Genomic DNA, 14,702 nt, shown 5'->3' on the forward strand with positions numbered 1-14,702 from the left:
GACGCCTGGCTATCATGCATCTGGACAGGTCTGGACCAGGCATTCGGACCACGCCGCTGCCCGCCGGTCAGCGGTTGAACCATCCGCCCCTCCCTCTCGTCTCCTCCATGACGGGTCCCGAGGGGCCGCCGGCAGCCGAGAGGGGCAGGACGATGCAGCAGCGGACGAAGGTGTGGGCAGGGGTCGGCGCGGGGGTCGTCGTGCTCGGGGTGGTGGCCGCGGTCGTCGGACCGGGCCTGTACGCCGACTGGGGCAACAGCCGGGCCGACGCGGCACCGACGCTCGAGGCGAGCGCGGCCGCGGACCCGGTCCAGGCGACGGACGGCACGTGGACCGTCACCGACGGCTCCTTCGCCGGGTACCGCCTCGAGGAGGTCCTGCGGGGCCAGGACGTGACGGTCACCGGACGCACCGAGCAGGTGACGGGCACGGTCACGGTCGAGGACGGCAGCCTCACGGCCGGCGAGATCGAGGTCGACATGGCGAGCATCGCGACCGACCAGCCGCCGCGCGACACGTACTTCCGCGACCAGGCCGTCCAGGTGCGCGACTTCCCGACCGCGACGTTCACGCTCACCGAGCCCGCCGACCTGGGCGACGGTGCGACGGACGTGCAGCTGACCGGGGACCTGACGATCCGCGACGTGACCCAGCAGGTCACCGTCGACGCGCAGGTCGCGGCCTCGGGTGACACCGTGCAGGTGGTGGGGTCGGTGCCGGTCGCGTTCGCGGACTTCGGCATCGAGGCGCCCTCGCTCGGGTTCGTCACCGTGGAGGACACCGGGGCCGTCGAGTTCGACCTGCGCCTGACGGCGTCCTGAGGGCACGAGGTCCGGGCACGGTCCGACGGTGGAGGTGGCGACGTGTCGGGTGAGGTCGAGGGTGGCGCGGACGCGCTGCTGCGCGCCACTCATGCCGCGCACGCCGCCGCGCTGCACCGCTACGTGGCACGCCTCACCGACCCGGCTCGCGCCCCCGACGTCGTGCAGGAGACGCTGCTGCGCGCGTGGCGGCACCCCGAGGTGCTGACGCGCCCCGAGCCGTCCGTGCGGGCCTGGCTGTTCACGGTCGCGCGGAACCTCGTCGTCGACGACGCCCGCAGCGCCCACCGGCGCCACGAGCTGCCGTCCCACGCGCCGCCCGAGACCGTCACGGACGACGCGACGCAGGCCGTCCTCGACCGCTGGCTGGTCGCCGACGCCCTCGACGCGCTGTCGCCCGACCACCGCGCGGTGGTCGTCGGCGCCTACTACGGCGGGCGCTCGGTCGCTGAGCTGGCCGCCGAGCACGGCGTGCCGCCCGGGACGGTCAAGTCGCGGCTGCACTACGCGCTGCGCGCCCTGCGCCTCGCGCTGCAGGAGAGGGGAGTGACGTCATGAGCACCGACCCGTACCGCGAGTGGGACGCGGCGTACGTGCTGGGCGCGCTCGCGCCGGCCGAGCGGCGGGAGTTCGAGGAGCACCTCGCGGGGTGCGACGCGTGCCGGGCGGCGGTGGGGGAGCTGGCGGGGATGCCTGCGCTGCTGGGGATGGTCCCGGCCGCGGACGTCGGGGCGCACGACAGCGGGAGCGCGCCCGACGTGGCCGACGTCGTGCCGCTCGCGCAGGTCGCGGCCACCGCCCAGCGGCGGCGCGCCCGGGGTCGCCTGGCGCTCGCGGGCGCAGCGGCGGCGCTGGTCGTCGTCGCGGGTGCGGCGGGCGCGGCGGTCACCGTGGCGACGTCGTCCCGTCCGGCCGTGGTCGCGTCCGACGCGCGCACGGTCGAGCTCGTGCCCGTCGCGGGATCGGGGGTCAGCGCCGACCTGACGCTCGCACCGGCGCGGTGGGGCACGCGCCTGGACTGGACGTGCGCCTACGAGGCGGCCGAGCTGCCCGAGGGCGTCTACGAGCTGGTGCTCGTCGGCGCGGACGGCGAGCGGTCGGTGGTCGCGACGTGGACGAGCACGGGCGAGCGGACCGCGGCAGGGTTGGGCGCGTCGTCCGCGCTGCCGGTGGACGGGATCGCGCGCGTCGAGCTGGGCGTGGTGGGGCTGGACCGGCCGTTGGCCGTGGCCGACGTGACGGACGCCTAGCTCCTCCCGGGCGCGCCTCGGCGCAGCCGCAGGCGGTCGGCCATGAGGTCCGCCTCGTCGAGCACCTCGCCCGCGGCCCAGGTCATGTCGCGCTTCGACGCGGTGATGGGGCGCAGGACCTCCGCCTCGACGAGGCGATCGATCGTCGCGTACGCGCGCGCCGAGGACGCGCCGGTCAATCGCGCGACGTCGTGAGCATCGACGATCGGGTGAGACGTCAGTAGCGGCAGCAGCGTGGCGGCCGCCGACCCGCCGCGCGGGCGCACGCGCTCGTGCCACTGCGCAGGCAGGTCCGCCAGCCGCTGGGCGGAGACGGAGGCCTCCTCGGTGGCACGGGTGGTGGCATCGGTCAGGTACGCGACGAACGCCTCGACCTCGCCCGTGCGGTAGCCGTTGACCAGGTCGAAGTAGTACTCGCGGTCTGCGACGATCGCCGAGGCGACCGGCACGGCCATTCGCCGGGTGACGCCGCGGTAGCGCCACACGGCGTTGATGAGCGAGCGACCCACGCGTCCGTTGCCGTCGGTGAACGGGTGGATCGACTCGAACTGGACGTGCGCGACCGCTGACTGCACCAGCGGGTCCAGGTCGGTGCGGCGCATGAAGGCGACGAGGTCCTCCATGAGCTCGGGGACGCGCTCGTGCACCGGCGGGACGTGCAGCGCGCCCGCCGGTGAGCGGTTCGAGCCGCCGATCCAGTTCTGGACCTGGCGCAGCTGACCGGCGTACCACTGCTCCTCGGCGTCGTCGGCCATGAGCGGTCGGTGTGCGGCAAGGATGTCATCGAGGCTCACGCCGTCACTCGCGCGCGTCACGAGGAGGTTCAACCCGTCGATGGCGCCCATGACGGTGCGAGCGCTCTTGGGTGCGCTGATGCCGTGCTGGGCACGGGCGAGCTGGTCGACGGTCGTCAGCTCCTCTTCGATCCTCGAGGACGCGATCGCCTCGGTGCGCAGCAGGAAGGGCTCGAGGGCGGCGACCTGGCCTGCGTACGTGCGCTCGAGCACGCCGATCTGGACCTGGGCGGCTCGGCTGGCTTCCAGGAGGTGAGCGGAGGCGGGGACCGGCAGGTCGGCGATCATCGGTGGGATGGTCGCGGTGTACTCCGTGATCTCGGATCGGCGCCCGGTGCTCGACACCCAGGGCAGGCCCTCGTGCGTGTGCGGCGGGAAGGTGACGCCTCCGGCCGGCGTCATGCCCGGCCCGGTGCCTGGCGTCGGACGAGGCTGGGTCATCGTCGGCTCCTAACCGAGAAGACTGGAGACACTATTCTCGGTTGTTGCGCTAAGTGAGAGCAACCGTCGCGCTCTTCTCGGCAACGTCTCGTGCCGGACGGCCGTGCGCGCCGGCACCGGGCGTGCAGCCTCGTCGCGGACCTAGCCCGCTCGCGGTGGGTGCGGCTGCCGCGGGTCGGGGCGCCGTGCGGGTGCGTCCTCGGGGAAGTCGCCGTCGATCGGGGGGAGCGTGACGTCGCAGGCGTCGGTGATGTGCCGCGCGATGTCGGTCAGGGCGGTGACCTGAGCCTCGGTCAGGCCGTCGAAGACACGTCGGCGCACCTCGGTGACGTGGCCGGGCGCGGTCGCGACGACCTTGGCCCAGCCGTCGTCGGTGAGGGTCGCGAGCGTGGTGCGGCCGTCGGTGGGCTCGGGGCGGCGGCGCACCCAGCCGCGGTCCTCGAGGCGCGCGACGATGCGGGACAGGTGGGAGAGCGTGACGTCGGCGCGGGCAGCGAGGTCACGCATGCGGCGCGTGCGCTCGGGGGCCATCGAGAGCCACGCGAGGACCTGGTAGTCGGCGAGGGAGATGCCGGCGTCGCGCTGGAGCTGGGCGTCGAGCAGGTGCGGCAGGTGGGTGAAGAGCCCGCTCACAGCGATCCACGCGTGCGTCTCGTCGCGCGTGAGCCAGCGCGTTTCGTCGTCCACCATGTGACCACGTTACTTGACATGGGAAGTGACGCGTCCGAGCATCAGTTGCAGCGGAAAGTAACAGTCCGCGTCACGGCCGTCGGGTCGACGGCCACGATCCGCAGGGGAGCCTCCATGAGCACCACCACCGACCTTCGCGTCCTCCTCGTCGTCGGCAGCGTCCGCGACGACCGCCGCGGCCACCTCGTCGCCGACTGGGTGCGTGACCGGCTGGCCGAGCACGGCGGGCTCGAGGTCGACGTCGCCGACCTCCGCGACGTCACGCTGCCCGCATCGCTCGACGGGTCCGGCGACACGGCCGCCTGGCGCGCGCGGATCGACGCGGCCGACGCGTTCGTCGTGGTCACCCCCGAGTACAACCACGGGTACCCCGGCTACCTCAAGATCGCCATCGACTCGGCCTACGACCAGTGGCGCGGCAAGACCGTCGCGTTCGCCTCCTACGGCGGCACGGCCGGCGGCGCGCGGGCCGTCGAGCAGCTGCGCCCGGTGTTCGCGGAGGTGCACGCGCACACGGTGCGCGACCAGGTCGTCCTGCCGAACATCTGGGAGCTGATCGACGACGAGGGCGTCCTCGACGCGTCGCGCGCCGAGGCCCCCGCGAAGGCGATGCTCGAGCAGCTGGTGTGGTGGGGGACGGCGCTGCGGACGGCCCGGCAGGCGGACGTCGCGGCGTGACGCGCGAGTGACCCTCGGGACGCACCTCCCGACCCCGAGGGCGCCCGCTGCGGCGCGGCTCGACGCAGCAGACCGGTGATGTCCGACCGCGGTTGGGCGACCCGCTCGTTCGACGGGTCCACCAGGTCGACTGGCATCGCGCGCGGGGTCTCAGCGGGGCAGCTCCCGGGCGGGGACGGGGACCTCGACCACGCCGTCGCCGTCGCGCCGGACCCGGAACGCCTGTCCGCCGGGGACCTCGCTCACCGCCTCGACCAGCGCACCGTCGCGCCACAGCAGCGCGACGCCGTCGTCGGCCGCGTACCCGTCGGGCAGCTGGCCGGACCCCACCCACTCCAGGTAGGACTCGCGTCGGCCCGGCTCCGAGCGGTAGTGCGGGCACGCCGACCCCGGCAGCAGGCCCAGCCCGTCACGCAGCGGCGCGTACGGGCCGAACGAGTCGGTGCTCGACGCCTCGTACCAGCAGTTCATGCCTGCCGAGATGCCGGCGAGCACCGTGCCGCCGCGCGCGGCCTGCGCCAGCAGCTCCGGCAGCCCGTGCACGCGCCAGACCGCCAGCAGGTTCGCGGTCGACCCCCCGCCGACGTACACGACGTCCTGGTCGAGCACCTGCTCGAGCCGGTCCAACGGGATCGCCCCGTCGGGTCCGTTGCCGAACAGCGCGAGGACCGACGTGCGCGCGCGGCCGTCGAACGCGTCGAGGAACCGCTCGACGTACAACGCCGCGTCACCGCTCGCGGTCCCGACGAAGCACACGCGCGGGGTGTCCGCCCCGGTCAGGCCCAGGACGAAGTCGTCGAGCGCGCCGCCGCCGGCGACCTCCGGCATCGAGAACCCGCCGCCGCCCATCGTCAGGATCGTCCCGCTGCGCCCCATGTCTCGGCACCGTAGGGCAGGCGGAGCGTCACGTCGCCCACATTCGGCCCGCTCGCCCGGCCGTACCGGGTACCGTGGGCCGGTCGCGGGGCCACCGGTCCCGCCGCCACCGGCCGAGCCGCGCGTCATCCCGCGGCCGCCGCCCCGCGCGGGTCCACGTCCGGTGGGCGCCGCCCGCACACCGGAGGACCGATGACGTACGAGCTCGCGCTGTTCGACCTGGACGACACCCTCGCCCCGTCGAAGAGCAAGGTGCACCCCGAGATCGTCGACATGATCGTCGCGCTCACGCGCGTCGCGCAGGTCGGCATCATCTCCGGCGGCCGGTTCGAGCAGTTCGACGCGCAGCTCCTCTCGTCGATCGACGACACCGCCGCGCTCGCGCGCCTGCACGTCCTGCCGACGTGCGGCACCCGGTACCTGGTGCACGACGGCGCCGCGTGGTCCGAGGTCTACAGCGAGCCGCTGACCGACGACGAGTCGGCCCGCGCCGCCGCGGCCGTCGAGAAGTCCGCCCGCGAGCTCGGCCTGTGGGAGGAGAGCACCTGGGGCGACCGCATCGAGCTGCGCGGCAGCCAGGTGACGTTCTCCGCCCTCGGCCAGGAGGCCCCCGTCGACGCCAAGGCGGCGTGGGACCCGGACGGCGCGAAGAAGGAGAAGCTCCGCGCGGCCGTCGCCGAGCAGCTCCCCGACCTCGAGGTCCGCTCCGGCGGCTCGACGTCCGTCGACATCACCCGCAAGGGCATCGACAAGGCGTACGGCGTCAACCGCCTGCTCGCGCGCCTCGGCCTGGAGCCGACGCAGGCCGTGTTCTTCGGCGACCGCCTCGACGAGGGCGGCAACGACTACCCGGTCATCTCGACGGGCGTCCCGTGCGTCGCGGTGGAGGGCTGGGAGGACACCCCCGCCAAGGTCCGCGCGGCCCTGCCGGCGGCGTTCGCCTGACGCGTCGCAGGACGTGGACGTGAGGGCTGCCGTCGTCGCGCCGCCCAGCCCCTCATGCTCTGCCTGGTGTCAGGCGGGGCCGGTGGTCGCCGGCTCGACCCAGCGGGGGGTCCCGCGGCGGCGCACGGCGTAGCGGTCCACGACGTGCTCGATCAGCGCGGCGGGCAGCCGCGAGCCGGCGGTCGTGACGCGGTGCGCGACGTTCACGGGGACGTCGCGGTACTCGTACTCGGCCCAGGTGCCGGCGGAGACGGACGCGAGACGGACCGTCAGGATGCCGGACGCGGGGTCGTGGCGGGCGGTGCGGGGTCGAAGGGAGGGGGACGTACGGAGCATCCCTCCACCCTGGGCCGTCCGATGACCTCGTCGGTGGTCAGGAGGTCCCACCCCCGGGCCGGATCGTGTGAGCTGCGACGCAGGACGCCGAAGTGTGAAGCGTTGCTGCCGCTGAGCGGCAACAACGCTTCACACTCGTCGTCGGGGGCCCGTCACCCGGCCGAGCAGGCGATCGTGGTGCCCGCGGAGGGCGGGGTGCCGGTCGCGAGGAAGCCGTAGACGGTCGCTCCGCCCGCCGGCAGGGACCCGTTCCACGACGCGTTCTCCACCGTGACGGTCGAGCCCGACGCCGTCGCGACCGACGACCACGACTGCGTCAGCGCACCGCCCGCGGGGAGCGTGAACGACGTCCGCCACCGGGAGATCTGCCGCGTGCCCGCCGTGACCTCGACGGACGCCTGGTAGCCGCCGGGCCACGCGCTGACCACGGTGAGCGTCGCGCGGCACGCGACCACGGGGGCGAGCGTGGGGCTGGGGACCACGGTGGGTGTGGGGGACGACGTGGGTGTGGGGGACGACGTGGGTGTGGGGGACGACGTGGGTGTGGGGGACGACGTGGGCGTGGGACTCACCGTCGGCGTGGGGGACGACGTGGACGTCGGGTCGACCGAGGGGGTCGGAGCCACCGTGGGCGTGGGCTCCGGGTCGCCCCCCAGGTCGAGGTCCTGCAGGTAGCCCGTCAGCTGCCCGGCGATGACCCGGTGGTCCGCGGCCGACGGGTGCCAGTCGCAGCCGCCGTAGTCCAGGCCCTCGTTGCCGTAGTACCAGTAGCGGACCCGGTCGTCGCCGGCGGCGTTGCGCTCCGCGACGACGCGCTGCGCGAGGTCCGGCAGGTCGGTGCCCGTGTGCACGTACGTGCCGGTGACCACGAGGTACGCGTCGTCGCCGTAGCGCTCGCGGAGCGTGTCGAGGAACCCGTGGTACGCCTCGACCCACGCCTCGCGCAGGGACGCGGCGGTCCACGGCTCACCGCTGCCGACGGCCGTCGAGAAGTCGTTGATGCCCAGGCCGATGACGACCGCGTCGGGGTCCCACCCGGGCGCCGGGTCGCCGGCGGTCGACGCGTCCATGGGCAGCGCCCGCTCGTAGTGCGTCCGGAAGCTCGTGCCCGCGTCGCTGCCGCCGTAGTTGCGGACCATGCCGCGGCCGGAGAACGCGTTGACCTGGTAGTCGGCGCCCAGGGCACGGGCGGTCAGCGCACCAAAGCTCAGGTCCGTGTTGGTGGTGCGGGTCAGCTGCGTGGACGTGCACTCCCGGGAGGTCGACGTGTTGCCGTACCCGACCGTGTAGGAGTCGCCGATGAGCTCGAGCTGGAGGTCACGGGGCTCCGGGGCGGCCAGGACCGTGCTGCCGTCGACGGGCACGAACCCGCCGAACGTGCTGACCGCCCACGGCGCCTCGGAGCGCTTGACGACCCGCACCGTGTGCTCCCCGGCGCTCAGCCCGTCGACGACGTGCGTCACGCGGCCGGGGGCCACCAGCGTCGCGACCGTCTGGCCGTCGATCGCCACGTCGTAGTCGTTCGTCGCGTCGTCGAGGACGATCCCTACGGCCGTCCCGCGGAACCTGCCCTCGAAGTACACGCCCGGCCATGCGTGCTGCCAGGCGGTCCCGGACTCGACCACGCGGCCGGCGGTGTGGGTGGTCTCCTCCAGCCCGGCCGCGGACGCCACCGCGGCGGGCAGCAGCGCCGCGCAGGTCGCGAGGGCGGTGAGGGTGACGGTGGCACGCAGGGCTCGCACGCGCAGATCCCTTCGACTGGCCGGCCGGCGGGACGGCGGGTGTCCTTCGTACCGTGGCCTCCTGCGCGGGTGCAGCGGGGTGAAGCGATTCGACACGTGCCTGACGGACGTGGTCGATGCGGACCGTCAGCCCCGCCGGACCGGCTCAGCTGCCGAGACCCGTGTGCGCCGACCACCGCGCCGCGGCACGGTCGGCGGCCGACGCGACCAGGGCGGCGAGGTCCGGGCGGTCCGGCACGCGGAAGGACACGTAGCCTCCCCGGCCGCCCTCGACGGGGCGGCCGTACGCCTTCGCCGCCAGGCTGCCGTCGGGCAGGAGTCGCACGTTGAGCGTCTGCAGCTCGAAGACCTGCCCGCGCCGCTCGTCCGTCCAGCGCAGGTGCTCGGGGACGGTCACGTTGATCGCCAGGGCGCTGACCTCGACGTCGTCCGTCATGGGGGACATCCTCCGTCACACGGGCGTCGTGCGACGGTGCCGTGAGCGACTGGATCGCACTGTCACCGGGGGGTGCGTGGGAGGTCTCATCCCGTCGTGCGTGGCCGCCGCTCCCCGACGACCCGTACCCGGAAGCTCGCCACGGGCCCCGGCGTCGGTGCGGCACGCCGCCGCAGCACCGCGTCGCGCGGCGGGAGCTCCAGGTCGAGCCGGTGGAAGACCCGCGCCGCCGTGAGCGTCATGAGCACGTCCGCGACACCCTTGCCGAGGCACGTGTGCGGCCCCTTGCCGAACGGCGCGTACGCCCCGGGGGTCACGTGCTCGCGGCGCTCGGCCCCGTACCGGTCGATGTCGAACCGCAGCGGGTCGGGGAACAGCTCGGGCAGGAAGTGCGGCACGGTGACCGCGCAGTAGACGGGCTCGCCCTCGCGGATCAGGTGCCCGGCGTACTCGAAGTCGCGGTTGGCGACGCGCGGCTGGGCCACGGCGATCGGGTACAGGCGCATGGTCTCCATGACCGCGCCGTTCGTCGCCGTGAGGCGCTCGAGCGACGCCTCGGTGAGCGGGCCGGAGGCGAAGACCTCGTCCGCCTCGGCGCGGATGCGCGCGAGCACGTCGGGGTGCGCGAGGACGGCGTGCACGAGGCAGCCGAGCGTGTTCGCGACCGTGTCGAGCCCCGCGACGTACGGGCCGGTGAGCGCGAGCACCAGGTCGTTCGCCGCGAGGAGCCCGGGGTCGGCGTCGTGGGCGTCCATGATGTCGTCGACGAGTGTGCGCCGGTGGTCGGGCCGCGGCTCGCGTGCCCGGTGCGCGCGGATCATCTCCTCGCCGAGCTCCTGGACCCGCGCCCGCGACCGCCGGTACACGGGGCTGCGCAGCACGATCTCGGGGCGCTGGCGCGTGACGAGCGCGTTGAGGATGTAGAGGATCGTCGTGCGGATGTCGCGCACGTACTCGGTCGGCACGGTCCCGGTCAGCATCGTGCCGAGCTGGCTCGTCACGAGGAACTGCAGCGCCTCGACGACGGGCACGGCCGTCCCGGGCCGCCACGCGCGGTCGAGGCACTCGTCGGTGATCGCGACGAGCTCGTCGAGCCGGCCGTCGAGCGCCTCGCGCGAGTACCCGCGGCGCATCACCTCGCGGAGCCTGCGATGCTCGGGGCCGTCGACACCCGTGAGGGTCCGCGTCGCGCCGTACTCGTCGACGAGCCCCTGCCACACCTCGGCGGACCGCAGGCTGTCGCGCCCCTCGCGCGAGCCCATCCACCGCGCGAGGTCGGGCCCGGCGAGGACCGTGAGCGTCCGCCGCAACGCGCGCACGCGGAACACCGGCCCGTGCTCGGCGTAGCACCGCACGAAGAACGCGGCCGGATCGCTCGCGAGCGCGGCGACGCTGCCGATCACCGGCGGGCCGGGCACGACGGGGATGGTGTCGACGGTCGTGGCTGCGGTCATCGCACTGGATCGCTCTCTCGCGGGGGCGTGGGTGGGTGGGGGTCAGCGGCGGGGACGGACCACGCCCGCGCTGCCGCCGCCGCGGCGCTCCGGCTCGGCGACCGACAGCAGCTTCCCGCGGTCGAGGAACTCGATCGCGGTGGCAGCCCCGATCTCCGGGCTGTCGGCGAACACGTGGCCCAGCGCCTCGAGCCCGGCGCGGGGGAAGCCGGGCTCCGCCTGGATCGACGTCCCGTTGCGGGGCGTCGCGCGGGGCGCGGCCACGGCCTCGTCGAGCGGCATGCCCAGGTCGATCCGGTTCACCAGCGTCTGCAGCACCGTCGTGATGATCGTCGGGCCGCCGGGCGACCCGAGCGCCAGCAGCGGGCGGCCGTCCTGCAGCACGATCGTCGGCGCCATCGAGCTGCGGGGGCGCTTGCCCGGGCCGGGGAGGTTCGGCTCCACGCCCTCCTGCGTCTCGTCGGTGAAGGTGAAGTCCGTCAGCTCGTTGTTCAGCAGGAACCCGCGACCCGGGACGACGATCCCGCTGCCGCCCGTGGACTCGATGGTCAGCGTGTAGGCGACGACGTTGCCCCAGCGGTCGGCCGTCGTCAGGTGCGTCGTGGACGTGCCCTCGGGGGCCTCGCTGCCGGGCTCGTCCCCCGGGGGGCACAGCTCGTACGTCCCGTCGGGGGACCCGGGCGCCACCGGCTTGGGCAGCGCCACCTCCGGGTCGATGAGGCAGGCGCGCTCGGCCGCGAAGCCGTCGGACAGCAGCTCGGTCAGCGGGACGTCGACGAACGCGGGGTCGCCGACCCAGCGGTTGCGGTCCGCGAAGGCCAGCGACGCCGCCTCGACGTAGTGGTGCAGCGCCTGTGTCTCGTCGAGGGCGCCGAGGTCCACGGTCTCGAGGATGTTCAGCGCCTCGCCGACCGTCGTCCCGCCGGACGACGGCGGCGCCATCCCGTACACGTCCAGCCCGCGGTAACCGACGCGCGTGGGCTCGCGGTGCACGACGTCGTACGCGGCGAGGTCGGCCGTCTCCAGCAGCCCCGGGCGCACGACGCGCGCGCTGCCGGGCGCGACGGGCGGCGTCTGCGCGGTGTCGACGATCTCCTGCGCCAGCGGCCCCGTGTACAGCGCGTCGACCCCGTGGCGGGCCAGCAGCCGGTAGGTGCGCGCCAGGTCGGGGTTGCGGAGCACGGAGCCGACCCGTGGCACGGCGCCCCGGGGCAGGAACAGCGCGGCCGTCGACGGGAAGTCGGCGAACCGGTCCTTGTTCGCCGTGGTCTGGTCGGCGAACGTCTGGTCCACGACGAACCCGCGCTCGGCGACGCGGGTCGCCCCCGCCAGCGCGTCGCGCAGGCTCAGCGTCCCCCAGGTGTCGAGGGCCGCCTGCCACGTCGCGGGCGTCCCGGGCACACCGACCGACAGCCCCGACGTCACCGCCTCCTCGAACGGGATCGCAGCGCCGTCCTCGACGAACGCGTCGGGACCCATCGCGGCCGGTGCGGTCTCGCGGCCGTCGATCGTCTGCACGGTCCCGCTCGCCGCGTCGTACACGACGAAGAACCCGCCGCCGCCGATGCCGGCCGAGTACGGCTCGGTCACGCCGAGCGTCGCGGCCGCCGCCACCGCCGCGTCGACGGCGTTGCCCCCGCGGCGCAGCACGTCCAGGCCGACGCGCGTGGCGTCCGGGTCGACGGTCGAGACGGCGCCGCCCGTGCCGACCGCGACCGGGACCTTGGCGGGCGGGCGCCCGTGCCCTGGTCCACCGTGCCCTGGTCCGCCGTGCCCGGGCCCGCCGTGTCCTGGTCCGCCGTGCCCGGGCCCGCCGCGCCCGTCGAGGCTCGCACCACCGTCGACGTCGGCCCCGGCACCCGCCGGGTCGGGTGGTGCCGCGCTCCCCGGCAGCGCGCCGGCGGTGAGCGCGAGCGCCGCGGCGACGACGACGAGCGGACGGGTGAGCGTGGACGCGCGCATGCTGGCCCCCTGGTGGTGCGACGTCAGGAGTCCGTCCTACCACCGCGCGCCGAGGAGGGCACGGGGTGCGGCGTCAGGACACCTTGCCCCGCAGCAGCCGGTGCCAGTAGATCTGCGGCTCGACGTACCGGTCGAAGACGTACAGCGAGCGCCGCGGGCGCACGAGGTCCGGGAAGGGGATCGTCGGCTCGGCGCGCCCCTCGCGGTCGTGCTCGGCCAGCAGCAGCTCGCTGCGCGACGTCGTGACGGGAGCCACCGTGTACCCGTCGTAGTGCCGCAGCGGCGCTCCCGCACCGGCCGCGGGGATGTTGTGCGCGACCACGGGCACCTGCTTGCGCAGCGCCCCGCCGGACGGTGACGTGTCGACCGTCGCCACGTCACCCAGCGCCCACACCCGCGGGTACGTGCGGTGCCGCAGGGTCAGCGGGTCGACGTCGACGAAGCCGTCGCTCCCCTCGGACGCCAGGCCGCTCGCGGCCACCCAGGTAGGTGCGCGGTGCGGCGGTGCGACGTACAGCGCGTCGTAGGTCAGCGTCTCGGCGTCGACCCGCGAGCGCAGGTCCAGGCGGCGGGCGACCGGGTCGACGCGCTCCACCGCCGTGCCGGTGCGCACCCGCACGCCGTACGCGTCGGCCGCCAGGCGCAGCTCCTCGTCCGCCTGCGCGGTGCCGGCGAGCCGCGACCCCTCCACCAGCAGGTCGACGGTGAGCGCGTCGAGCACCCCGGTCGTCCGCCAGTGGTCCGCCGCGAGGAACAACGGCTTGAGGCCCACGGGGGAGCACGGCACGTGCCGGTCCGAGATGGCGAACACGACCCGCCCGGTGGTGAGCACCGAGAGCATGTCCCACGTGTCCGGTGCGTGCTCCGGCAGGTAGCTGGTCGACGCGTGGGGCGTCGCGACCGCCTCGGCCATGCCCGGCACGGCGTCCCAGTCGACCTCCGACCCCGGGCACAGCACGAGGTCGCCGTAGCGCAGCGAGCGGCCGCCGGCGAGGTGGACCGTCGACGCCGCGGGGTCCACCGCTGTCACGCGGTCCTCGTACCAGTGCACGTCGGCCGGCACCACGTCGGCCTGCGGGCGTCGCAGGTCGTCGAGCGTCGCGGCCCCACCGGCGACGTACGACAGCATCGGCCGGTAGTGGTGGACCTCGTTGGGGTCGACGAGCGCGACGTCGGGGCACCCACCCCGCAGCAGCTTGGCGGCCAGGGAGATGCCGGCGTTGCCGCCCCCGACGATGACGACGCGATGGCGCGGAGCGATCATGTGCGGCCCGCTTCCTGCGGTCGGAGGGCTCTTCCCGGCCACGCTAGGTGAGGCGTCGTAGGTCCGCGCGCCGAGGCCGCCGGCGGCGACGGGCCTGGCGGGCTCGTCGTGCACCGTGGCGCAACCCCGTGCCGAGTCCCCGTCCGGCACGGGCAGCGCGGCGCTCCATCGCCCCGAAGACCGAGACGGCCTACCGTGAGAACGTGGAGCCGTACCCGTGACCAGGGTCGTCGCGCACCGGGGGAACTCGTGGGTCGCGCCGCAGAACACGCTCGCCGCGTTCGAGGCGGCCGCCCGTGCGGGCGCCGACTCGATCGAGCTCGACGTGCAGCTGACGTCCGACGGGCACGTCGTGGTCATCCACGACGACACGCTGGACGCGACGACCTCGGGCTCCGGCTGGCTCAAGGACACGACGCTCGCCGAGGTCCGGGAGCTCGATGCGGGGTCGTGGTTCTCGCCGGCGTACGCCGGGCAGCGCGTGCCGCTGCTCGACGAGGTGATCGAGCTGCTGCTGCGGCACCCGTCCGTCGACCTGCTGTGCGAGGTGAAGGGCGAGTGGACGGCCGAGCAGGCGGAGCTCGTGACCCGTCCGCTGCGGGCGGCGGGGCTGGCGTCGCGCGTGGTCGTCCAGAGCTTCTGGCCGGCGACCGTCGAGGCGCTGCGCGACGCGGACCCGGGGCTGCGGCGAGGGCTGTTGCTGGGCGACGTGGGGCAGGACGTGCTCGACCTGTGCGCGTCGCTCGACGTCGTCATGGCGAACCCGCACGGCCTGCTGCTGCAGCAGGACCCCGGCCTGGTCGCGCGCCTGCACGGCGCCGGCCTGCAGGTCGCGGTCTGGACGCTCGACGAGCCGGCGCACTGGGCGACGGCCGTCGGGCTGGCCGTCGACGAGATCATCACCGACCGCCCGGACCACCTCGCGGGCTGGCTGACCGCCCGCCACCCACCCCGCCCGTGAGAGTGCAATCCAGTCCCCGGGGTGGTGCGTGAGAGTGCAATCCGGTCCTCGG

At 74.6% G+C, this 14,702-nt stretch carries 15 protein-coding genes; 6 read left to right on the plus strand and 9 right to left on the minus strand.

The genetic code is table 11. The annotated features are described in order from the left end of the window. The first annotated feature begins 152 nt into the window (after positions 1–152). The 3 genes from IR158_RS10685 to IR158_RS10695 are packed head-to-tail and all read left to right on the plus strand — an operon-like array spanning position 153 to position 2,071. Positions 153–821: a YceI family protein gene (locus IR158_RS10685; RefSeq protein ID WP_291812778.1), complete on the plus strand. Its 669-nt coding sequence runs from the start codon at positions 153–155 to the stop codon at positions 819–821. 42 nt (positions 822–863) lie between these two features. Beyond that, complete coding sequence (locus IR158_RS10690; RefSeq protein WP_291812780.1) at positions 864–1,379, plus strand: sigma-70 family RNA polymerase sigma factor; 516 nt, start codon at positions 864–866, stop codon at positions 1,377–1,379. Continuing rightward, complete coding sequence (locus tag IR158_RS10695; RefSeq protein ID WP_291812782.1) at positions 1,376–2,071, plus strand: anti-sigma factor; 696 nt, start codon at positions 1,376–1,378, stop codon at positions 2,069–2,071. Before IR158_RS10690 ends, IR158_RS10695 begins: the two co-directional genes overlap by 4 nt. Here IR158_RS10695 and IR158_RS10700 read toward each other — a convergent pair. Together IR158_RS10700 and IR158_RS10705 are read right to left on the minus strand one after the other, a co-directional pair. After that, a complete protein-coding gene (locus tag IR158_RS10700) occupies positions 2,068–3,306 on the minus strand; it encodes a Fic family protein (RefSeq protein WP_291812784.1) in 1,239 nt (412 codons plus the stop codon). The genes IR158_RS10695 and IR158_RS10700 overlap by 4 nt on opposite strands. Positions 3,307–3,447: 141 nt before the next feature. Further along, positions 3,448–3,996: a MarR family winged helix-turn-helix transcriptional regulator gene (locus tag IR158_RS10705; RefSeq protein WP_291812786.1), complete on the minus strand. Its 549-nt coding sequence runs from the start codon at positions 3,994–3,996 to the stop codon at positions 3,448–3,450. 114 nt (positions 3,997–4,110) lie between these two features. Between IR158_RS10705 and IR158_RS10710 the strand changes: the two genes are divergently transcribed. Beyond that, positions 4,111–4,674 carry an NAD(P)H-dependent oxidoreductase gene (locus IR158_RS10710; RefSeq protein WP_291812788.1) on the plus strand — a complete coding sequence of 188 codons (564 nt, stop codon included), beginning with the start codon at positions 4,111–4,113 and terminating at the stop codon, positions 4,672–4,674. A gap of 150 nt (positions 4,675–4,824) precedes the next feature. Here IR158_RS10710 and IR158_RS10715 read toward each other — a convergent pair whose 3' ends face one another. Next, positions 4,825–5,550, minus strand: a complete 726-nt coding sequence (locus tag IR158_RS10715) for a peptidase E (protein ID WP_291812790.1) — start codon at positions 5,548–5,550, stop codon at positions 4,825–4,827. 192 nt (positions 5,551–5,742) lie between these two features. Here IR158_RS10715 and IR158_RS10720 point away from each other — a divergent pair, with 192 nt between their 5' ends. Next, entirely contained in the window at positions 5,743–6,495 is a 753-nt protein-coding gene (locus tag IR158_RS10720; RefSeq protein WP_291812792.1) for an HAD-IIB family hydrolase, read from the plus strand. 69 nt (positions 6,496–6,564) lie between these two features. Here IR158_RS10720 and IR158_RS10725 read toward each other — a convergent pair whose 3' ends face one another. The 6 genes from IR158_RS10725 to IR158_RS10750 form a co-directional block, all read right to left on the minus strand. Next, positions 6,565–6,831 carry a hypothetical protein gene (locus IR158_RS10725; protein WP_291812795.1) on the minus strand — a complete coding sequence of 89 codons (267 nt, stop codon included), beginning with the start codon at positions 6,829–6,831 and terminating at the stop codon, positions 6,565–6,567. Positions 6,832–6,983: 152 nt separating this feature from the next. Beyond that, a complete protein-coding gene (locus IR158_RS10730) occupies positions 6,984–8,573 on the minus strand; it encodes a cellulose binding domain-containing protein (RefSeq protein WP_291812797.1) in 1,590 nt (529 codons plus the stop codon). Between the two features lie 145 nt (positions 8,574–8,718). Continuing rightward, entirely contained in the window at positions 8,719–9,009 is a 291-nt protein-coding gene (locus tag IR158_RS10735; protein WP_291812799.1) for a hypothetical protein, read from the minus strand. An 86-nt stretch (positions 9,010–9,095) separates the two neighbouring features. Continuing rightward, a complete protein-coding gene (locus IR158_RS10740; RefSeq protein ID WP_291812802.1) occupies positions 9,096–10,463 on the minus strand; it encodes a cytochrome P450 in 1,368 nt (455 codons plus the stop codon). 42 nt (positions 10,464–10,505) lie between these two features. Continuing rightward, on the minus strand, positions 10,506–12,425 hold the full coding sequence (gene ggt / locus IR158_RS10745; RefSeq protein WP_291812804.1) for a gamma-glutamyltransferase: 1,920 nt from the start codon (positions 12,423–12,425) through the stop codon (positions 10,506–10,508). A gap of 73 nt (positions 12,426–12,498) precedes the next feature. After that, positions 12,499–13,689 (minus strand): FAD-dependent oxidoreductase, encoded by a 1,191-nt coding sequence (locus tag IR158_RS10750; protein ID WP_291812806.1) that lies wholly within the window; start codon positions 13,687–13,689, stop codon positions 12,499–12,501. Between the two features lie 217 nt (positions 13,690–13,906). On the opposite strand from IR158_RS10750, the gene IR158_RS10755 reads away from it, so the two are divergent. Then, a complete protein-coding gene (locus IR158_RS10755) occupies positions 13,907–14,650 on the plus strand; it encodes a glycerophosphodiester phosphodiesterase family protein (RefSeq protein WP_291812808.1) in 744 nt (247 codons plus the stop codon). Positions 14,651–14,702: the final 52 nt, after the last annotated feature.

It is taken from the genome of Cellulomonas sp. (genome assembly GCF_015234515.1).
Taxonomy (GTDB): Bacteria; Actinomycetota; Actinomycetes; order Actinomycetales; family Cellulomonadaceae; genus Cellulomonas.